The organism is Pseudomonas sp. BN417, assembly GCF_029871205.1.
In the GTDB taxonomy this organism is placed as follows: domain Bacteria; phylum Pseudomonadota; class Gammaproteobacteria; order Pseudomonadales; family Pseudomonadaceae; genus Metapseudomonas.
The window spans coordinates 92,650-112,102 of the sequence record NZ_SSOJ01000139.1; the positions used below are offsets into that span (position 1 = coordinate 92,650).

Below are 19,453 nucleotides of genomic sequence, written 5' to 3' on the forward strand. Positions count from 1 at the left end.
GTCTATTGGCTCCGCTTGATCAGTTTCAGGAATTCGTGGCGGGTGCTCTGGGACTCCCTGAAGGCTCCGAGCATCACCGAGGTGCTCATCACCGAGTTCTGCTTCTCCACGCCGCGCATCATCATGCACATGTGCTGGGCCTCGATCACCACCGCCACACCGGCGGCGCCGGTCACCCGCTGCACCGCTTCGGCGATCTCGCGGGTGAGGTTCTCCTGGATCTGCAGCCGCCGCGCGAACATGTCGACGATGCGCGCGATCTTCGACAGCCCCAGCACCTTGCCGGTGGGAATGTACGCTACATGGGCCTTGCCTATGAAGGGCAACAGGTGGTGTTCGCAGAGGGAGTAGAGCTCGATGTCCTTGACCATCACCATTTCGTCATTGTCCGAGTCGAACAGGGCGCCATTGACGATCTCCTCCAGGCTCTGTGCGTAGCCGTGGCAGAGGTAGCGCATGGCCTTGGCGGCGCGCTTGGGCGTGTCGCGCAGACCCTCGCGGTCCGGGTCCTCGCCCAGGCCCAGGAGAATCGCCCGATAATTCCGGCTCAGCTCGTCGTTCATGGTGGCTGTCCTTGCGGCCGCTTCACTTGAGGTGGCGGCCGCCGTTCAGGGTGAGCGTCGTTCCGGTGACATAGGGGTTGTCCAGCAGGTAGCGCAGTCCCTGGTAGACCACCTGCGGGCCGGGCTCGATGCCCAGCGCCGACTTGGCCAGGGTCTTCTTGCGATAAGCCTCATCATCGCCCTCGTTGAACATCACCAGCGCCGGGGCGATGCAGTTGACCTTGATGCGCGGGGCGAAGCGCGCAGCAAACGACAGGGTCAGGTTGTCCAGCCCGGCCTTGCTGGCGCAGTAGGCGATGCGCTTCTCGCTGCCCTTGCGCGCCACGTCGTCGCTGAGGTGGACGATATCCGCCGGGCTGCTGCGGCGCAGCAGTTCCTCGCAGTGCAGGTTGATCAGGTAGGGCGCCAGCATGTGCACGCTGAACATGCGTTTGAAGGCCTCGGCTTCGTGTCCAGGGGTTTCGGTCAGCCAGTCCGAGGCGTTGTGGACTATCGCCCGCAGGCTGTCGGTGCAGCCCTTGAGTTCATCGATGAAGGCGAGGATACCGGCTTCGCTGGAGAAGTCCGCCTGCAGCGCCAGGGCGCCTCGTTCGCGCAGGTGCTGCACGCTGTCGCGTTCGTTGCGGTAGCTGATGATCACCGGCTGGCCATCGTCCAGCAGGCGTTCGGCGCAGTGCAGGCCGACGCGCTGGCTGGCGCCGGTGATCAGGATGGGGGCGGCGGGTCGGCTCATGTACGCCTCGATGTCTGAGGAGTGGGGCCGGCGAAAAAGGTGGTGCAGGCCGAATCTGCACCACGTTATACCAGGGGTGGGACATGTACAAATGCGCGGGACGCGCCTCGTACAGGGTGCCCTCAGTGCGGATGTGTCGCCGCTTCGCCGCGGTCGAGGGCAGGGCGGCCGCCTTGCAGCCAGGGAGCGAGCAGGCGAGTGGAGAGCGGGATGAACCAGTAGGTCATCAGCGGCGTCAGCGCCAGGGTGCTGAGGAAGATCCGCAGCGCGAGCGGCAGGTCGCCCAGCCAGCCACCGAACAGCAGGTTGAAGGCCAGCGACACCGGGAAGAAGGCCAGCCAGATGGCCACGCTCTGCTTCCAGCGCGGCGGCCGCAGCTCCGCCTTGCCGAACCAGGCGTCCAGGCCCAGGGCGCGCTGCACAAAGGGCTGTTCGAACAGCCCGCGGCCACGTTCGAGCCAGGCACGGCGCGAGGCGGAGTGCTCCCAGGCGGCCATGGTCGGCTCGTCGGCGAAGCGGAAGATCATCTGGAATTCGTCGTCATCCGGCGGTGGCGCCAGCACGCCGGAGCCGAGATAGCCGGGGAAGTCGGCGGCCAGTTGCTCGCCTTCGCGCAGCCAGGCCATGAAGTCGTGGTAGCGCTCCCGCGCCACGCGGCGGGCCACCATCAGGGTGACTGGATCGGCAGACATCGTGTATCTCCTGGCAACCGGGCGACCACCCGGGTAGGGCGGTGCGCATCACGCAGCGCCGGGGTGATGGGCTGCGGTGAAAAAAGAGGCAAGGATTATTCCGTTTTTTCCGCAAAGCGCCAGCGGTAAGGATGACCGCCGGGTCGCACCGCGCCTGCAGGCCAATTGGATTCCCCGGAATCGGGTTTAAACTGCCTGAATATTTCCCCTGACGATTTCCCACCATGACCGAACCCGGTGCATCCCTCGCTTCCGGCGCCCTGAAAAGGGAAGAGCTCTTCCCCATCCGCGAAGTCTCGCGCCTGACCGGCGTCAATCCGGTCACCCTGCGGGCCTGGGAGCGGCGTTACGGTCTGATCCAGCCGACCCGCACCGACAGCGGCCACCGGCTCTATTCCCTCGCCGATGTCGAGTCGGTGCGCAGCATCCTGGCCTGGATCGAGCGCGGTGTATCGGTGAGCAAGGTGGGCAAGCTCCTGGCACGCAGCAATGCGGCCAAGACGCCGTTGACGCCGGTCTACCAGGAGGTGGTGGCCGGGGAATGGAGCGAGTGGCGCACCCAGGTGCGTCATGCAGTGAGCGCCCTGGACGAAGCCGGGCTGGAGCGGGTCTACGGCCAGGTGTTCTCCAGTTACCCCTTGCATGTGGTGTTCGCCGATGTGCTGATGCCGGTGTGGCAGGAGCTGCTGCTGCGTCAGGACGAATTCGGTCGCGGCAGCGAATGGGTATTCTTCGACAGCTTCCTCCGCGCCCGCGTCCTGCAGCGCCTGCAACTGGCGCGTTGCGGCCAGCAGGAACGGGTGATCCTGGCGCCCTTGCCCGGGCAGGGCCGTGAACTCGAGTTGCTGGTGGCCGGCCTGTTGCTGGGCAGCAGCGAAGTGGCGGTCAGCGTGCTTGGCCTCGGTCAGCCCCTGGAAGAACTGACGCTGGTCTGCGGCAAGCTGCAGCCCCAGGCGCTGGTGCTGTTTTCCAATCACCCGCCGGCCGACGACCTCGGCCGCCAGCTCAGCCGCCTGGCCCTGGGCCTGGATTGCCCCCTGGCTCTGGCCGGCGAAACCGCCGACCTGATGGGCGAGGACCTCGACGGCACCCCGGTGGCCTGCCTGGGCAGCGAAGGGCGGTTGATGCAGCGGCGCCTGCGGCAGTTCCTCGCCGGTCACCTGGATACCTGAGCCATCGCGCGGGGCCGGCAGGATTCGGTAGCCCGGATGCAATCCGGGGAGTTCTGCACGGCCATTCCCGGATTTCATCCGGGCTACGGTCCCTGCACGGTGCACGCTCCTACGGTTTGAGCCCGGCCAACTCGGCCTTGAGGCTGGCCAGTTCAGCTTCCAGTTCGCGCACCCGCTGGCGGGCCTCCACCTGTTCGGTCACGTCCTTCTGGATGCCGATGAAGTACGTGAGCTGGTCGGACTCGTTGAACACCGGGGTAATCGACAGCTCGTTCCAGAAGGCGCTGCCGTCCTTGCGGTAGTTGCGCAGGATCTGCCGACACGGCTGGCGATTGCGGAGCGCCTGGCGGATCGCGGCGAGGCCCAGCTGGTTGCGGTCCGCGCCCTGGAGGAAGCGGCAATCCTGGTAGAGGATCTCGTCGCGGGAGAAACCTGTGAGTCGCTCGAAGGCGGCATTGGCATAGATGAGGATATTGTCCTCGCCCTCCTGTTCGGCGACCACGATGCCGTCGTTGGAGGCGTCTATCACCAGTTGCAGCAGCTTGGCATTGATCATGGCGGGGCTCTTGCGGTCCGACCGCTGCAGTCTAAGGCATCATGCCGGCCTTGCCAGTTGCGGCATAATGCGCGGCATTTCGCCCCTGATTCGGAGTCACCATGAAAGTCGCCATCCTGTCCGGCTCGGTCTACGGCACCGCCGAAGAAGTCGCCCGTCATGCGGAAAAGCTGCTCAAGGCCGCCGGCCTCGACGCCCGTTACCTGCAACGGGTGAGCCTGGACGAGCTCATCGCCTTCGACCCCGAGGCGCTGCTGACCGTCACCGCCACCACCGGCATGGGCGAGCTGCCCGACAACCTGCTGCCGCTCTACTCCGAGCTGCGCGACCGCCTGCCCAACTGGCGCGGCCGCCCTGGTGCCGTGCTGGCTCTGGGGGATTCCAGCTATGACGTGTTCTGCGGCGGCGGCGAGATGATGCGCGAACTGCATGCCGAACTCGGCCTGCGCGAGGCCGTGGAAATGCTGCGCCTGGACGCCAGCGAAACCGTCACCCCGGAACTCGATGCCGAGCCCTGGCTGGCCAGCTTCATCGCGGCGCTGAAAGCCTGATGCACCCCCGCGCCGAGTACCTGATCCGCGAATTGCAACTGGCGCCGCATCCGGAGGGTGGTTTCTACCGCCGGGTGTTCGAGTCGTCCATGGCTCTGCCGGGTGGCCGTGCGGCGTCCTCGGCCATCCTCTTCCTGTTGCCGGGGGGCGGGCTAAGCCGCTGGCACAGGGTGGATGCCGACGAGCTCTGGCACTTCTATGAAGGTAACCCGCTGGAACTGCTGATCGCCGAATCCCCCCGCGAGGTTCGCCGCGAAGTCCTGGGCCCGGTGGCCGAGGGCAGCCTGCCCCAGCGCGCCGTGCCGGCCCACGCCTGGCAGGCCGCCCGAGCCCTGGGCGCCTACAGCCTGGTGGGCTGCAGCGTGGCGCCCGGCTTCGAGTTCGCCGGCTTCCGCCTGCTGGCGGACGACCCGCAGGCGCAGAAGGACTGGCCGTTGTTGGATCAGGCGTTGCTCTGAGGCCGCTTTGCTTTTCCTGTGGGTTCTACCGTCCCATCCTGCCGATTCAACGGCGAATACTCCCGCAACAACTCCAGCCAGGCCTGCGCCGCCCTCGACAGATAGGCGCCGCGGCGCCAGACGAAAGCGATGTCCCAGCGCAGGTCCGGTTCGCGCAGGGGCACCAGGCGCAGTCCCGGGCGTTGCAGCGGGCGGGCGACTATCCGTGGCAGCAGCACCACGCCCTGGCCGGCGGCGACCAGGGCGGCGAGGAAGTCCGCCTGGCCGCTGCGTCCCACCTCACGCGGGGTGAAGCCGGCCTGGCGGCAGGCCAGCAGCAAGCGGTCGTTGAGGGTGAAGCTCTGCTGGTAGAGCAGGAAAGGCGAGTCGGCCAGTTGCGCCAGGGCCAGGCTGGGCTCACCGGCGAGGGGATGGTCCGCGGGCACAAGGACATCCAGCGGCTCGTTGCAGAAGGGCTGATAGTCCAGCGCCGAGTCGTTCGGGGTCAGGCTGCCGCCCAGTTCCAGCTCGCCCTGCAGCAGCGCCTCTTCCATCAATTTGCTGCCACCTTCGAACAGCCGCACCACGATGTTCGGGTAGCGCCGCCGATACTCGGCGAACAGCTCGGCGAACAGCACCTCGCCGCCCAGCAACGGCAATCCCAGGCGCAGCTCGCCACGGCGCAGGTGGCTGAGGTCGTCCAGTTCGCTGTGCAGGTCCTGGCGCTGGCGCAGCATGTCCTCGGCATGGCGCAGCACCACGGCGCCCGCGTCGGTCAAACGCAGGTTCGGGCCGCTGCGCTCCAGCAGTTGCACACCGAGGCGCTGCTCCAGTTGGGCCACCTGCTTGCTCACGGTGGACTGGGTGGCGTGCAGGGTCTTGCCGGCCTGGGTGAAGCCGCCCTGGCGGACCACTTCGACGAAGCTGCGGAGCTGGCGAAATTCCATGGGTATTCCAATCTCGAATGGCTGCAAGTCGAACAATTCGCTTTTGGGATGATAGGCGCGGACCTAAGCTGGCCACCAGTACCGAGGGTCACCGCCATGAACCGTTCCCGCCTGCTTCGCCTCAGCCGTCTCGCCGCCGAACTCGCCGTCCTGCTGGGCCTCTACGCCTTGGGCTGCAAGCTGGCGGTGCTGCTCGGCTGGCCGATTCCCGGCGGCGTGATCGGCCTTGGCCTGTTGCTGGCGGCCTTCGCCAGCGGTTGGGTGAAACCGGCAGCGCTGCAACTGGGCGCCGGCCTCCTGATGGCCGAGATGCTGCTGTTTTTCATCCCCGCCCTGATGAGCCTGCTGGACTATGGCGCGCTGTTGCGCCAGGACGGCTGGCGCATCCTGCTGGTGATTGGTTGCAGCACCCTGCTGGTGATGCTGGCCACGGCCCTGACCGTGGAATGGGTATGCCGCTGGAGGATGCGCCATGAACATTGAACCCATGTCCTGGTTCTGGCTGGCGCTGACCCTGGGCGGCTACCTGGCCAGCCGCTGGATGTACCGGCGCAGCGGGCGCTACTTGCTGTCGCCGCTGATCTTCGTGCCCGCGCTGCTGCTCGCCGTGGCTGTGCCGCTGCACACCGCCTATGCCGAGTACGCCGGCGCCACCCACTGGTTGATGCTGCTGCTCGGCCCGGCCACCGTGGCCTTCGCCGTGCCCATCTGGCAGCAGCGGGCACTGCTCGCCAGGCACTGGCCGGCGCTGCTGCTGGGCATGCTGGCCGGAAGCGGCGTGGCCATCGCCAGCTCCTGGGGCCTGGCCAACGCCCTGGCGCTGGAAAGCCAGGTGAGCCTGTCGCTGGTGCCGCGCTCCATCACCACGCCCTTCGCCATGCCGGTGGCCCAGGATCTGGGCGGCGTACCTGAACTGGCGGCGGTATTCGTCATGCTCACCGGGGTGTTCGGTGCCCTGGCCGGCAGCCTGCTGATCCGTTGGCTGCCCCTGCGCAGCGCCCTGGCCCGTGGCGCGCTGTTCGGCGTCGGCGCCCATGGCGCGGGCGTCAGCCGGGCCCAGGAAGTGGGCCGGGAAGAGGGCACCGTGGCAGGGCTGGTGATGGTGCTGATGGGCCTGCTCAACCTCTTCGCCGCGCCGCTGGTGGCCGCGCTGATCTGACCCGCAAAGCCATCAAGCTGGCTGCCAAGGCGACTATCGCCGAGGCAGCCCCTGGCTAGACTCCTCAGACTTACAACAACAACGAGGTTTCGCCATGACCGCCGCCCAAGCCCTCCCGCCGCTCGACCTCAAGGACAAGGTGTCCGCCGCCGAATGGCAGACCCGCGTCGACCTCGCCGCCTGCTACCGGCTGATCGCCCTGCACGGCTGGGACGACCTGATCTTCACCCACATCTCCGCCAAGGTCCCCGGCACCGAGGACTTCCTGATCAATCCCTTCGGCCTGATGTTCCACGAGATCACCGCCTCCAGCCTGGTGAAGATCGATCTGGCCGGGAACAAGCTGATGGACAGTCCCTACGACATCAACCCAGCCGGCTACACCATCCACAGCGCCGTGCACGAGGTGCGTCCGGACGTCGGCTGCGTACTGCATATCCACACCGCCGCCGGGGTGGCGGTCTCGGCGCAGAAGCAGGGCCTGCTGCCGATTTCCCAGCAATCGCTGTTCGTCCTCTCCAGCCTGGCCTACCACGGCTACGAGGGCGTGGCGCTGAACCACGAGGAGAAGGGCCGCCTGCAGGCCGACCTCGGCCAGGCGAATTTCATGATCCTGCCCAACCACGGCCTGCTCACCGCCTTCGGCAGCATCGCCGATGCCTTCCTCGGCATGTTCACCTTGCAACGCGCCTGCGAAATCCAGGTGATGGCCCAGGCCGGCGGCAGCGAACTCATCCAGATCCCGCAACAGATCCTCGACGGCGCCAAGGCGATGATCGCCGGCGTGATGAAGAGCTCCCAGGGCATGGGCGGCGCTCTGCCTTGGCCGGCCCTGCTGCGCAAGCTCGACCAGCAGAACCCCGGGTACGCCCAGTGATGGCCCTGGCCGGCATCCCCCTGGGTAACTGGCGCGCCCAGGGCCGGGACATGCAGTTTCGCGGCCAACGCATCCGTTACTGGACGGCGGGGGAGGGCGAGCCGCTGCTGCTGATCCACGGCTTCCCCACCGCCTCCTGGGACTGGCACTACCTCTGGGAGCCCCTGTCCCGGCGCTTCCGCGTCATCGCCTGCGACCTGCTCGGCTTCGGCTACTCCGACAAGCCACGCGGCCATGACTACCGGCTGCTGGAGCAGGCGGACCTGAATCAGGCGCTGCTGGCCCACCTGGGCATCGAGGGGCCGGTGCACGTGCTGGCCCACGATTACGGCGACAGCGTCGCCCAGGAACTGCTGGCGCGGCACCACGAAGGCCGTATCCAACTGGCCAGCTGCGTCTTCCTCAATGGCGGCCTGTTCCCGGAAACCCACAGGCCGGTGCTGGTGCAGAAGCTGCTGCTGAGCCCCATCGGCGGCCTGGTGGGGCGGCTGTTCTCGCGGCGCAAGCTGGCGGCTAGCTTCGCCCAGGTCTTCGGCCCGGATACCCAGCCCAGTGAAATGGAGCTGGACGACTTCTGGCGCCTGATCGCCGAGCAGAACGGCCCTGCCGTGATGCACCGGCTGATCCACTACATGCCCGAGCGCCGCCAGCAGCGCGACCGCTGGGTGACGGCCATGCAGCGCGGTGGCGTGCCGCTGCGGGTGATAGACGGCGCGGTGGACCCCATCTCCGGCGCGCACATGGTGGCCCGTTATCGGGAGCTGATCCCGGACGCCGACACCGTACTGCTCGAAGGCATCGGCCACTACCCGCAGACCGAAGCCCCGGAACAGGTGCTGGAGCACTACCTGGCCTTTCGCGAACTTCATGGATAACGGAAATTTCCGCAGTCGAATCGGACTTGCACGACTCCTGCAACCCGGTGCGCGGCACTAGCATTTTCGGCCCCACTCATTGGCCGGGCGATGTCAGCCCGGCGACTCCGAGGCCCGACCATGCTGTTCCGCATCCTGGTGTTTCTCTACCCCATCATCCGCACGCTGGGCCCGCCGCTGGCGGCCATGTTGCTCATCATCGGCCTCAGCCTCGCCGGCTATGCCTGGGTAAGAGAGCCCGGACTGTGGAGCTGGCTGGCCGCCGTCGGCTGCCTGCTGGCCGCGGCGTTGCTCGCCCTGCTCTGTCACAGCTATCACTGGTGGCTGTTCAAGCTGCGCCCGCGCGGCTGTCTGTTCCTTCCCTTGAAGTAGCGTCGGCGTTATCGGGCACCATTCATGGTGGCTCGCATTCTTGTGGGACAGGGGTGGGCTGCCGGAGACTCGGCGAATACCCAGGCCTTCAAAGGAGCCCAGCCATGAGCGATGCAATCCGCTTCGAAGACAAAGTCGTGATAGTCACGGGCGCCGGTGGCGGCCTCGGCCGCGCCCACGCCCTGCTGTTCGCCCGCCATGGCGCCAGGGTGGTGGTCAACGATCTCGGCGGCAGCACCCACGGCGAAGGCGCCAACGCCTCGGCAGCCGACCGGGTGGTGGCGGAAATTCGCGAAGCCGGCGGCACGGCAGTCGCCAGCCATGACTCGGTGACCGATGGCGAGAAGATCGTCCAGGCCGCGCTCGACAATTTCGGCCGCGTCGACGTGGTGGTGAACAACGCCGGCATCCTGCGCGACAAGACCTTCCACAAGATGGAAGACGCCGACTGGGACCTGGTCTACAAGGTCCACGTCGAAGGTGCCTACAAGGTCACCCGCGCCGCCTGGCCGCACCTGCGCGAGCAGAATTACGGCCGCGTCATCTTCACCTCGTCCACCTCGGGCATCTACGGCAACTTCGGCCAGTCCAACTACGGCATGGCCAAGCTCGGCCTCTACGGCCTGACCCGCAACCTGGCCATCGAGGGCCGCAAGAACAACATCCTGGTCAATGCCATCGCCCCCACCGGCGGCACCCGCATGACCGAAGGGCTGATCCCGCCCCAGGTGTTCGAACAGCTCAAGCCTGAACTGGTCAGCCCGCTGGTGGTGTTCCTCGGCAGCGAGCAGTGCCAGGACAGCTCCGGCCTGTTCGAAGTGGGCGGCGGCTGGATCGGCAAGGTGCGCTGGGAGCGCAGCCTGGGCGCCGGTTTCGACCCCAAGGCCGGCTTCGATGCCGAAGACGTGGCCGCCCAGTGGCAGCGCATCTGCGATTTCGACAATGCCGCCCACCCGGCGGACAACGTCGAGGCGCTCAAGGAAATGATGGCCAACCTGCAGAAGTACGCCCTCTGATCGCGCCGTTCAGCGGGGCGGTTCGGCCAGCGGGCTGAACATTCCCGCGAGGACGCACTATGGTGAAGGCCGGCATGTTTGCCGGCCTTTTTCATTGCATCGCATTGGCTGCGGGCCGAGCGATCTGTGGGGGCGAATTCATTCGCTAAGGGCTGCGCAGCTGCCCCATCAACCCCCAAGGGGCAGCCCTTCGGCCTGCATAGCGATTGAAATCGCCCCCACAAAAGAAGTCGCCCCACATTCTGCCAATCCAGGAGCCCCCATGAATATCCGAATCGAGAAGAACGGCCCGGTCACCACCCTGATCATCGACCGTCCCGAGGTGCGCAATGCCGTCGACCGGCCCACAGCCGATGCCCTGGCAGGCGCCCTGCGGGCCTTCGAAATGGACGAAGAGGCGCGGGTGGCCGTGCTCACCGGTGCCGGCGGCACTTTCTGCGCCGGTGCCGACCTCGGCGCCGTGGCCGAGGATGGCGCGCGGCGCAATCGCCTGGATGCCGAGGGCGATGGCCCCATGGGGCCGAGCCGTATGCAGCTGGCGAAGCCGCTGATCGCCGCCGTCGAAGGTCATGCGGTGGCTGGCGGCCTGGAGCTGGCGCTGCTGGCGGATATCCGGGTGATCGCCGAAGACGCGGTGTTCGGCGTGTTCTGCCGGCGCTTTGGCGTGCCGCTGATCGACGGCGGTACCGTACGCCTGCCGCGTATCGTCGGCCAGGGCCGGGCGCTGGACCTGATCCTCACCGGACGCCCGGTCAAGGCCCAGGAGGCCCTGGCCATGGGCCTGGCCAACCGGGTGGTGGCCACGGGCACGGCCCGCGCCGCGGCCGAAGAACTGGCCCACGCCATCGCCGCCTTCCCCCAGCGCTGCATGCTGGCCGACCGCGCCAGCGCCTACGCCCAGTGGGAACTGTCGTTCGAGGCGGCCATCGCCCACGAATTCAAGGGCGGAATGAAGGTTATCCACAGCGGCGAGACCCTGGCCGGCGCACGCTCCTTCAAGGCGGGGCAGGGGCGGCACGGCCGTTTCGACGATTGATGCCGTAGGTTGCGGAATGCGATCAAACGCGGACGGAGTGGACGTAGGTTGTGGTAGAGCGAAGCGAAACCCAACGTTCGGATCCGAAACGTTGGGTCTCGTTCCTCGAACCTGCGCGGCCCGCACCAACCTACGGCAGAACTTCGTTCTGCGTGGCGAATGAATTCGCCACTGCCGGGCAATCAGCGACTAATGATCACGTAGGTCTTGCGCAGGGTTTCCTTCACATCCCACACACCCAGGCTGTTGGCCGGCAGCAGCAGGGCGTCGCCAGCGTTGATCTCGATCGGCTCGCCGCCATCCGGGGTGAAGGTGCAGCGGCCGTGGGTGAAGTGGCAGAACTCCTGCTCGAGGATCTGCCGGCGGAAGCGGCCGGGGCTGCATTCCCAGACGCCGGTTTCCACGTCGTCGGTGCGCTCCACCGAATGCACGCGGGTATGCGGCACCGGCTCGCCGATGGGTACCGCCACCGGGACAGGCGCGGACAGGGGATGTTCGTGGGTGTTCTTCAGCAGGGTGGCTTTCATGACTATGGCTCCCGAAGTGACTGGATTGTAGGAGCGAGCTTGCTCGCGAATCGGTGTGCAAGGCTTCGCGAGCAAGCTCGCTCCTACGCTGTTGTGTGGGGATCAGCGCATCAGGCCTTCCATAAGGTCGGCCAGTTTCAGTGCCATGGCGCGGCGCCAGGGCGCGCTGTGGGGATTGGCCAGGACCCGGTCTTCATGGACGAAGCTGCGGATAATGGCGTTGTAGCCAAGCCAGCGGCAGGGTTCCGGCTCCCAGGTGCTGAGGCGGTTCAGCGGGCCATCGCCGAGGACCCAGGGCTGGCGGGTGAGCGGGCTTTCCTTGCCGAGGATCAGGTCGGCCAGGGTACGCCCGCCCAGGTTGCTCGCGCCCACGCCTTCGCCGCCGTAGCCGCCGGAGAGGGCGATGCCGCTCTTGCGGTCCACCAGCATGTGCGGGCGGAAGCGCCGCGCCATGCCCAGGTTGCCGCCCCAGCTGTGGCTGATACGCACGTTGCGCAGTTGCGGGAATAGCTCGCCGAGCAGGTAGCGGCGCAGGGCGATTTCCTCTTCGCTGAGCTGGAAGTCTTCCCGCAGCTTGCCACCGAAGCGGTAGCCGCCGCGTGCACCGAAGGCCAGGCGGTTGTCGGCGGTGCGCTGGCCATAGGTGACCTGGCGGCTGCTTTCGCTGAAGGCCTGGCCGTGCTCCAGGCCAATCTCCGCCCACTGCGCCTCGCTCAGCGGTTCGGTGGCGATCAGCAGGCTCTGCACCGGCAACTGGTAGCGTCCCAGCGGCGGCAGGCTGGCGGCATAACCCTCGATGGCCGGCACCACCCAGTGGGCCTTGAGCTGGCCCTGGGCGGTGGTGACCAGGCCCGGCTGCCAATGGGTGGCGGGACTCTGTTCGAACAGCTGCACGCCCATGCGCTCCACCGTCCGCGCCAGGCCACGCACCAGCTTCGCCGGCTGGATGGTGGCGCAGTGCGGCGTATGGATGCCGCCCAGGGCGTTGGCCACGCGCAGTTGGCCGTTCAGTTCGGCAGGGGTGAGCCAGCGGTAGTCGGCGTCGGTCAGGCCTTCGGCATGCAGGCCGTCCAGCTGCTCGCGCAGGCGCTTTTCCTGCTCCGGGTAGCGCGCGGCGCAATAGAGGATGCCGGCCTTGCGGTAATGGCAATCGATACCTTCGCGATGCAGCACCTCGGCGACCTCGTCGGGGATGCCGTGCAGCAGGTCGAAGGAGGTTTTGCGTTGTTCGGCCGGTAGCGGCGCCAAGGCGCGATCCTCGCCCAGTAGGTTGCCCATCAGCCAGCCGCCATTGCGGCCGCTGGCGCCGAAGCCGGCGAACTGCGCCTCGACCATGGCGATCTTCAGCTCAGGGGCCTGGCGCTTGAGGTAGTAGGCCGTCCACAACCCGGTGTAGCCGGCGCCGATGATCGCCACATCCACCTCCAGCGAGCCGGACAGCGCCGGTCGCGGCGCGAGGTCGTCATCGAGCTGGTCCATCCACAGGCTGATCGAGCGCCAGTACTGCATAGGCAGGTTCCCGTTAACAGGTTGTCGTGGCTGGTAAGGCTAGAGGCTGCCATTGCGCTTGTCGTGTGCGCGGGCACGCTGGGAATGCGCCTGAAGCACAGCGGCTTGTCGGTAGGGTGCGCTGTGCGCACCAGCATCCCTGCGTGGGAGTTGAACGCCGCCCCGGTGCGCACGGCGCACCCTACGGTCACTGCTTCGGCAGTTGCTTGAGGTACGCCTTGGGCGACATCCCGGTGTGCTGGCGGAAGCAACGGTAGAAGGCGGACAGGGAGTTGAAGCCGGCGTTGAAGGCCAGCTCGTCGATCCGCACCGGCGGCACTGCAGTCTCGAGCTGCTGGAGCAGGTGCTGCAGGCGCGCCTGGTTGACGTACTGGTAGAAGCTTTGGCCGAGCATCTGGTTCAGCAGGTAGGAAATCTGGTTGCGGGTATAGCCGGTGGCGCTGGCCACCTGGTGCAGGTCCAGGGCGGGGTCGAGGTAGGGCTGGGAGCGCTGGAAGTACTCTTCCAGGTCCCGCGCCAGCGTACCCAGCTGGCGCGTGGAAAGACCCAGGCGGCTGGCTGCCGGGCGCTGGGAAGAGTCCTTGGTCCGGTTCACGGGCTGGACCAGCAGGGCGTATTCGTTGATCCGCCAGATCAGCCCGTCGCGCACGGTGATCGCCTCGCTGGCGCGAAAGGTGCCGCCGCCGCTGACGCGGATGGCGTACTGGATGAAGGCGGTGTCGCCATCGATGCGGATGCGGTCGCTGTGCTCGAGGAAGTCATCCGGCCCGCAGGGCATGGTGGCGCGGATGTAGTCGCCCAGCTCATCGAAGCGCATGCAGCGGTTCTGGAAAAAGTCGTTGTACTCCACCTCAGGGTGGTAGAGCGCCAGTACCGCCTCGATGTCGCGGGCCTTCCAGCTCAGGTGGTAGCGCATCACCACGTCGCGGGTGACGGCGGTGTGCGGGTCGGAGGCGTGGTCTGGTGAACTCATGGGGCGGTCACGGCGGCGAGAGGGCGACAGCATGCCCGACCGGCCCCGGCGTATTCAATGCAGCGCCTGGTTGCGTCCGAGCCGACTCAGGCGCTGGGCCAGTTGCAGGTGCTGTGCCGCATCGTCGCAGAGCAGCAGGGCGCGTTCCAGGTCAAAGCGCTCGGCCTGGGGGCAGTCCAGGCGCTGGTAGATGTCGGCACGGGCCAGGTGGTCCTGCATGGTTGGCGGGCCGAGCAGCAGGACCCGCTCGGCGTCCTTCAGGGCGGCCAAGGGTTCGCCGGCTTCCATGTGCAGCAGGCGCAGGTTACGCGACAGGCGCTGGATCATTTCCTGGGCGCTGGCTGTCCGCAGGTGGCTGGCCTGGAGTTCGGCCTGCGGGCCGTATACCCGTACCAGCAGGTCGCGACAGTCGCGGGTATAGAGACGTCGACCGCTGCAAGGGTCGAGCAGATGGTCGGCACCCGGCACGCGCAGCAGGAAATGGCCGGGGAAGCTGACCCCGGCCAGGGGAGTGCCGAGGCGAGCGGCCAGTTCCAGGGCGATCAGCGCCAGGGACAGCGGCTGGCCGCGTCGCCGCGCCAGTACCTCGGGCAGCAGGGCGGCGCGTGGGCGCAGGGGCGTGTCGTCGTCCTCATGGAAGTCCAGCTCGTTCAGGCGCCGCAGCAGGGGCTGCGCCAGTTCGGCCGGCGGCAGCTGCGGCAGGCCCGCGGCCACCTGCTGGAGCAGCCCGCCGAATTCCCGCAACACCTGGTCGGGCCGCAGCCGCGGGTCATGCTCGGCGGCTATCCACAGGGCCGCCTCCAGCATCGCCGGTGGGTCGCGTTCGAGGCAGGCGAGACAGCGTTGGCGCGCGTCCATGGGACATCTCCGAAGGGCTGATTCCTTGTAGCCAACTGATCGATTTTCGTCCAGTGCTGGCCGATTGCCCGGTTATCTCGGCGAGTCGGCTTATGTCCGGATGCCAGGGGGCGTACCGCCAAGCTCGTCCTATACTGGCCCTAACGTCAGGAAGGGAGCCCGCCATGTTCGCCATGATGGAAACCGCCCGGCTGGAGGCGCTGCACCTCGCCAACGACCCCGTCACCGGACTCAAGGCCATCATCGCCATTCACAACACCCGCCTCGGTCCGGCCCTGGGAGGATGCCGCTACCTCGCCTACCCCGATGATGAAAGCGCCATCCGCGACGCCATCCGCCTCGCCCAGGGTATGAGCTACAAGGCTGCCCTGGCCGGCCTCGACCAGGGCGGCGGCAAGGCAGTGATCATCCGCTCGGCCCATGTGAATGACCGCGCCGCATTGTTCGAAGCCTTCGGGCGCATGATCGAATCCCTCAACGGCCGCTACATCACCGCGGTGGATAGCGGCACCTCCAGCGCCGACATGGACTGCATCGCCCAGCAGACCCGCCATGTCACCAGCACCACGGCCGCCGGCGATCCCTCGCCGCACACTGCACTCGGCGTCTTCGCCGGCATCCGCGCCACCGCCCATGCGCGACTCGGCAGCGACGACCTGGAAGGTCTGCGCGTCGCCGTGCAGGGCCTCGGTCATGTGGGCTACGCCCTGGCCGAACAGCTCCATGCAGTGGGCGCGGAACTGCTGGTCAGCGACCTGGACGCCGGCCGCGTGCAACTGGCCATCGAGCAACTGGGTGCCCAGCCGGTGGCCGCCGATGCCTTCCTCACCACGCCGTGCGACATCCTCGCGCCCTGCGGCCTGGGCGGCGTGCTCAACGCCCAGACGGTCGGCCAACTGCGTTGTGCGGCGGTGGCCGGCGCGGCCAACAACCAGCTCGCCAGCACCGAGATCGCCGACGAGATGGAGGCGCGGGGCATCCTCTACGCGCCGGACTACGTGATCAATTCCGGCGGGCTCATCTACGTCGCCCTCAAGCACAAGGGCGAAGGGCTGCCGGCGATCACCGCGCACCTGTCGCGGATCAGCCAGCGCCTTACCGAGATCTATGCGCACGCCCAGGCCGACAAGCGTTCCCCTGCGCGGGTCGCCGACGCCCTGGCCGAGCGCCTGCTGTTCGGCTGAGCGGCCGCCAACCAGCGGCCCGGCCCGCAAGCTCCCGGGGCCACAAGCCCCGGGCTGTGCACAGGCACCCACAAGGTGTAAGGAGAGATGCCATGTCCAACAGGATCGAAGTGCCCTATACGCGCGTCCTCGACCCCGAGGGACGCCTGGTCGGCGAACTGCCGGCCTGGGCCGACGATTTCAACCTGCTCACCGACCTCTACCGACGCATGGTGCTGACCCGCCTCTTCGACCAGAAGGCGGTGGCCCTGCAGCGCACCGGGCGCATCGGCACCTACGCCCCGACCCTGGGCCAGGAAGCCATAGGCGTCGCCATCGGCAGCCTGATGCAGGCCGACGACGTACTGGTGCCCTATTACCGCGACACCGCCGTGCAATTGATGCGCGGTGTGCGCATGGAGGAAATCCTCCTCTACTGGGGCGGCGACGAGCGCGGCAGCGACTTCCTCGACCCGCGTTCGCGGGAAGACTTCCCCATCTGCGTACCCATCGCCACCCAGGCCCTGCACGCCTGCGGGGTCGCCACGGCGATCAAGATCCGCGGCCAGCACCGAGCGGTGGTGACCACCTGTGGCGACGGCGCCACCAGCAAGGGCGACTTCCTCGAAGCCCTCAACGTGGCCGGTGCCTGGCAGTTGCCTGTGGTGTTCGTGGTGAACAACAACCAGTGGGCCATCTCGGTGCCCCGACGCATCCAGAGCGGCGCCCCGACCTTGGCGCAGAAGGCGATTGGCGCCGGCTTCCATGGCGAGCAGGTGGACGGCAACGACGTGCTCGCCGTCTATGACCGCGTGCAATGGGCACTGGAGCGGGCCCGCCACGGCAAGGGCCCGGTGCTGCTCGAGTGCGTCAGCTACCGCCTGGGCGACCACACCACCGCCGATGACGCCACCCGCTACCGTAGCGCCGAGGAGGTCAAGGCGGCCTGGCTGGAGGAACCCGTCAAGCGCCTGCAGGCCTTCCTCGCCGGGCACAAGGTCTGGGACGAGGGCCGCGAACAGGCACTGGTCGCCGACTGCCAGCGCCAGGTGCAGGCGGCGGTGGACAACTTCGAAGCCGCCGGCACCCAGCCGGCGGAGTCCGTCCTCGACCACGTCTACGCGCGTTGGCCAGCGGCATTGGGGGATCAGCGCGAAATGCTGATGGAACGTGTCTCCCGTCGGCAGAAGCCCTCTCCCGACGCTGCGCGCCACCCTCTCCCGCATGCGGTAGAGGGGAAGCACATGGGCTCTTCGAGCAGCGGAGGTCGCCATGAGTAACCTCAACGCCACCACGGAAAAGCGCGCACTGCTGGAGGCCGTCAACCTGGCCCTGCACCGCGCCATGCAGGAAGACGAGAACGTCGTGGTCCTGGGCGAGGACGTGGGCGTCAACGGCGGCGTGTTCCGGGCCACCCTCGGCCTGCGCGAGCGCTTCGGCTTCAAGCGAGTGATCGACACGCCGCTGGCGGAAACCATGATCGCCGGACTGGCCGTGGGGATGGCCGTCCAGGGCCTCAAGCCGGTGATGGAAATCCAGTTCCTCGGCTTCATCTACGCGGCCATGGAACACCTGGTATCCCACGCCAGCCGCATCCGCTGCCGTACCCGTGGCCGGCTGAGCTGCCCCATGGTGCTGCGCAGCCCCATGGGCGCCGGCATTCGCGCGCCGGAGCATCACAGCGAAAGCACCGAGGCATTGTTCGCGCATATCCCCGGCCTGCGCGTGGTCATCCCGTCCTCCCCGGCGCGGGCCTACGGCCTGCTGCTCGCCGCCATCGACGACCCGGACCCGGTGATCTTTCTCGAACCCACCCGGCTCTACCGGATGAACCCGCAGCCGATCATCGACGATGGCAAGCGCCTGCCGCTCGACAGCTGCTTCACCCTCCGCGAGGGCTCGGATATCACCCTGGTCAGTTGGGGCGCCAGCATCCATGAAACCCTGCAGGCCGCAGCAAGGCTGGAGGAGCAGGGCGTCTCCGCCGAAGTCATCGATGTCGCCAGCATCAAGCCGCTGGACCTGGACACCCTGGAAGCCTCGGTGCGCAAGACCGGCCGCTGCGTGATCGTCCACGAGGCGCCGCGCAGTTGTGGGGTGGGTGCCGAGATCGCCGCCAGCCTCTACGAGCGTGCGCTGCTGGATCTGCAGGCGCCGATCCAGCGGGTCACCGCGCCGGACATCCCGCCACCGTTGTACCGCCTCGAGCAGCTCTACATCCCCGGCCCGGAAGACATTCTCGCGGCCTGCGAGCTGGTGCTGAACTACGCCTGAGACGAGGAACGCACAATGAAATACTTCAAACTGCCCGACCTGGGCGAGGGCCTGCAGGAAGCGGAAATCGTCCAGTGGCACGTGAAGGTGGGGGACAGCGTCAGGGCCGACCAGTTGCTGGTCTCGGTGGAAACCGCCAAGGCCCTGGTGGACATCCCGGCGCCCCACGACGGCGTGGTGGCCAGGACCTTCGGCAAGGAAGGCGACATCCTCCATGTGGGCGAACCCCTGCTCGGCTACGAAGGCGAAGACACCGACGCTGGCACCGTGGTCGGCCGCCTGGAAGGTGGTGGCAACGCCCAGGCTGACAGCTTCTTCGTCGGTGCTGCACCTTCCACCCGCGAACACTTGGCGCCTCGCGCCACCCCGGCGGTGCGCCAGTTGGCCCGGCAGATGGGCGTGGAGCTGGCGGCCCTGGCCGGCAGCGGCCCGGATGGCCTGGTGACCCGCGCCGATGTAGAGCAGGCCGCGCAGAGCGCGCGCGACAGCTTCGGTGGCGAGCGGTTGCGTGGCGTGCGCCGCAGCATGGCGATCAACATGGCGCGCTCCCATGCCGAAGTGGTGCCGGTGACCATAGTCGGGGATGCCGACCTGCACCGCTGGCCGGAAGCTCGCGATCCGCTGATCCGCCTGGGCAAGGCCATCGCCGCCGCCTGTGAGGTGGAACCCATACTCAACAGCTGGTTCGACGGCCGCGCCTTGTCGATCCGCCAGCACCAGAAGCTCGACCTCGGCATAGCCGTGGACACCCAGGACGGCCTCTTCGTACCGGTGCTGCGGGACGTGGGCGGGCGCAGCGCCGACGACCTCAAGGAAGGCGTGGCGCGCCTGCGTGCCGACGTCAAGGCACGCTCCATCCCGCCCCAGGAAATGATGGGCGCCACCATCACCCTGTCCAACTTCGGCACCCTTTTCGGGCGCTACGCGAACCCGGTGGTGGTGCCGCCCCAGGTGGCGATCATTGGTGCCGGTGGCATTCGCGAAGAGCCGGTGGCCTGGCAGGGCAAGGTGGAAATCCACCCGGTGCTGCCCTTGTCCCTGACCTTCGACCACCGCGCCGTCACCGGCGGCGAAGCTGCGCGCTTCCTCAAGGCGCTGGTGCAAGCGTTGGAGCTGCCATGACTCTCCCAAGCCCTGCTCTTCCTAGTCATCGCATCCTGCTT

Annotated in this window: 23 protein-coding genes; 14 read left to right on the forward strand and 9 right to left on the reverse strand. The window is 67.4% G+C overall.

The window, feature by feature from the left end:
* Nucleotides 1–2 precede the first annotated feature (2 nt).
* The 3 genes from folE to E8F11_RS18575 all read right to left on the reverse strand — a co-directional run bounded on the left by folE (nt 3) and on the right by E8F11_RS18575 (nt 1,988).
* Nucleotides 3–563: a GTP cyclohydrolase I FolE gene (gene folE, locus E8F11_RS18565; RefSeq protein WP_280290311.1), complete on the reverse strand. Its 561-nt coding sequence runs from the start codon at nt 561–563 to the stop codon at nt 3–5.
* 22 nt (nt 564–585) lie between these two features.
* Nucleotides 586–1,296, reverse strand: coding sequence for a dihydromonapterin reductase (gene folM / locus E8F11_RS18570; protein ID WP_280290312.1), 711 nt, complete (start codon nt 1,294–1,296; stop codon nt 586–588).
* Between the two features lie 122 nt (nt 1,297–1,418).
* Nucleotides 1,419–1,988, reverse strand: a complete 570-nt coding sequence (locus E8F11_RS18575; protein WP_280290313.1) for an antibiotic biosynthesis monooxygenase — start codon at nt 1,986–1,988, stop codon at nt 1,419–1,421.
* Nucleotides 1,989–2,212: 224 nt separating this feature from the next.
* On the opposite strand from E8F11_RS18575, the gene E8F11_RS18580 reads away from it, so the two are divergent.
* Complete coding sequence (locus E8F11_RS18580) at nt 2,213–3,160, forward strand: MerR family transcriptional regulator (protein ID WP_280290314.1); 948 nt, start codon at nt 2,213–2,215, stop codon at nt 3,158–3,160.
* Nucleotides 3,161–3,269: 109 nt separating this feature from the next.
* Here E8F11_RS18580 and E8F11_RS18585 read toward each other — a convergent pair whose 3' ends face one another.
* On the reverse strand, nt 3,270–3,716 hold the full coding sequence (locus E8F11_RS18585) for a PAS domain-containing protein (RefSeq protein WP_280290315.1): 447 nt from the start codon (nt 3,714–3,716) through the stop codon (nt 3,270–3,272).
* Nucleotides 3,717–3,817: 101 nt separating this feature from the next.
* Between E8F11_RS18585 and E8F11_RS18590 the strand changes: the two genes are divergently transcribed.
* Nucleotides 3,818–4,267 carry a flavodoxin gene (locus tag E8F11_RS18590; RefSeq protein WP_280290316.1) on the forward strand — a complete coding sequence of 150 codons (450 nt, stop codon included), beginning with the start codon at nt 3,818–3,820 and terminating at the stop codon, nt 4,265–4,267.
* A complete protein-coding gene (locus E8F11_RS18595; RefSeq protein ID WP_280290317.1) occupies nt 4,267–4,725 on the forward strand; it encodes a cupin domain-containing protein in 459 nt (152 codons plus the stop codon). Before E8F11_RS18590 ends, E8F11_RS18595 begins: the two co-directional genes overlap by 1 nt.
* On the opposite strand, the gene E8F11_RS18600 is transcribed toward E8F11_RS18595, so the two are convergent.
* The gene (locus E8F11_RS18600; RefSeq protein WP_280290318.1) at nt 4,710–5,651 is read right to left on the reverse strand and encodes a LysR family transcriptional regulator; all 942 of its coding nucleotides are present in this window, start codon (nt 5,649–5,651) and stop codon (nt 4,710–4,712) included. The genes E8F11_RS18595 and E8F11_RS18600 overlap by 16 nt on opposite strands.
* A 96-nt stretch (nt 5,652–5,747) precedes the next feature.
* Between E8F11_RS18600 and E8F11_RS18605 the strand changes: the two genes are divergently transcribed.
* The 7 genes from E8F11_RS18605 (at nt 5,748) to E8F11_RS18635 (ending at nt 10,986) form a co-directional block, all read left to right on the forward strand.
* Nucleotides 5,748–6,134: a CidA/LrgA family protein gene (locus E8F11_RS18605; protein ID WP_280290319.1), complete on the forward strand. Its 387-nt coding sequence runs from the start codon at nt 5,748–5,750 to the stop codon at nt 6,132–6,134.
* On the forward strand, nt 6,124–6,810 hold the full coding sequence (locus tag E8F11_RS18610) for an LrgB family protein (protein ID WP_280290320.1): 687 nt from the start codon (nt 6,124–6,126) through the stop codon (nt 6,808–6,810). The genes E8F11_RS18605 and E8F11_RS18610 overlap by 11 nt, the downstream gene beginning before the upstream one ends.
* Nucleotides 6,811–6,904: 94 nt before the next feature.
* Nucleotides 6,905–7,687: a class II aldolase/adducin family protein gene (locus tag E8F11_RS18615; RefSeq protein ID WP_280290321.1), complete on the forward strand. Its 783-nt coding sequence runs from the start codon at nt 6,905–6,907 to the stop codon at nt 7,685–7,687.
* Nucleotides 7,687–8,562: an alpha/beta hydrolase gene (locus E8F11_RS18620; protein ID WP_280290449.1), complete on the forward strand. Its 876-nt coding sequence runs from the start codon at nt 7,687–7,689 to the stop codon at nt 8,560–8,562. Before E8F11_RS18615 ends, E8F11_RS18620 begins: the two co-directional genes overlap by 1 nt.
* A gap of 120 nt (nt 8,563–8,682) precedes the next feature.
* Nucleotides 8,683–8,934: a hypothetical protein gene (locus E8F11_RS18625; RefSeq protein ID WP_280290322.1), complete on the forward strand. Its 252-nt coding sequence runs from the start codon at nt 8,683–8,685 to the stop codon at nt 8,932–8,934.
* Between the two features lie 104 nt (nt 8,935–9,038).
* Nucleotides 9,039–9,950: an SDR family oxidoreductase gene (locus E8F11_RS18630; protein ID WP_280290323.1), complete on the forward strand. Its 912-nt coding sequence runs from the start codon at nt 9,039–9,041 to the stop codon at nt 9,948–9,950.
* 262 nt (nt 9,951–10,212) lie between these two features.
* The gene (locus E8F11_RS18635; RefSeq protein WP_280290324.1) at nt 10,213–10,986 is read left to right on the forward strand and encodes a crotonase/enoyl-CoA hydratase family protein; all 774 of its coding nucleotides are present in this window, start codon (nt 10,213–10,215) and stop codon (nt 10,984–10,986) included.
* Between the two features lie 182 nt (nt 10,987–11,168).
* Here E8F11_RS18635 and E8F11_RS18640 read toward each other — a convergent pair whose 3' ends face one another.
* From E8F11_RS18640 to E8F11_RS18655, 4 genes are all read right to left on the reverse strand, one after another.
* Entirely contained in the window at nt 11,169–11,513 is a 345-nt protein-coding gene (locus tag E8F11_RS18640; RefSeq protein ID WP_280290325.1) for a cupin domain-containing protein, read from the reverse strand.
* A gap of 102 nt (nt 11,514–11,615) precedes the next feature.
* Complete coding sequence (locus tag E8F11_RS18645; protein WP_280290326.1) at nt 11,616–13,022, reverse strand: FAD-binding oxidoreductase; 1,407 nt, start codon at nt 13,020–13,022, stop codon at nt 11,616–11,618.
* A 187-nt stretch (nt 13,023–13,209) separates the two neighbouring features.
* Entirely contained in the window at nt 13,210–13,995 is a 786-nt protein-coding gene (locus E8F11_RS18650; RefSeq protein ID WP_280290327.1) for a nuclear transport factor 2 family protein, read from the reverse strand.
* 54 nt (nt 13,996–14,049) lie between these two features.
* Nucleotides 14,050–14,853, reverse strand: coding sequence for a transglutaminase family protein (locus E8F11_RS18655; RefSeq protein ID WP_280290328.1), 804 nt, complete (start codon nt 14,851–14,853; stop codon nt 14,050–14,052).
* A gap of 164 nt (nt 14,854–15,017) precedes the next feature.
* Between E8F11_RS18655 and E8F11_RS18660 the strand changes: the two genes are divergently transcribed.
* The 4 genes from E8F11_RS18660 to E8F11_RS18675 all read left to right on the forward strand — a co-directional run bounded on the left by E8F11_RS18660 (nt 15,018) and on the right by E8F11_RS18675 (nt 19,412).
* Complete coding sequence (locus tag E8F11_RS18660) at nt 15,018–16,037, forward strand: Glu/Leu/Phe/Val dehydrogenase (protein ID WP_280290329.1); 1,020 nt, start codon at nt 15,018–15,020, stop codon at nt 16,035–16,037.
* A gap of 92 nt (nt 16,038–16,129) precedes the next feature.
* Nucleotides 16,130–17,296 (forward strand): pyruvate dehydrogenase (acetyl-transferring) E1 component subunit alpha, encoded by a 1,167-nt coding sequence (gene pdhA, locus E8F11_RS18665; RefSeq protein WP_280290330.1) that lies wholly within the window; start codon nt 16,130–16,132, stop codon nt 17,294–17,296.
* Complete coding sequence (locus tag E8F11_RS18670; RefSeq protein WP_280290331.1) at nt 17,289–18,290, forward strand: alpha-ketoacid dehydrogenase subunit beta; 1,002 nt, start codon at nt 17,289–17,291, stop codon at nt 18,288–18,290. Before pdhA ends, E8F11_RS18670 begins: the two co-directional genes overlap by 8 nt.
* A 15-nt stretch (nt 18,291–18,305) precedes the next feature.
* Nucleotides 18,306–19,412 (forward strand): dihydrolipoamide acetyltransferase family protein, encoded by a 1,107-nt coding sequence (locus tag E8F11_RS18675; protein WP_280290332.1) that lies wholly within the window; start codon nt 18,306–18,308, stop codon nt 19,410–19,412.
* The last annotated feature ends 41 nt before the right edge of the window (nt 19,413–19,453 follow it).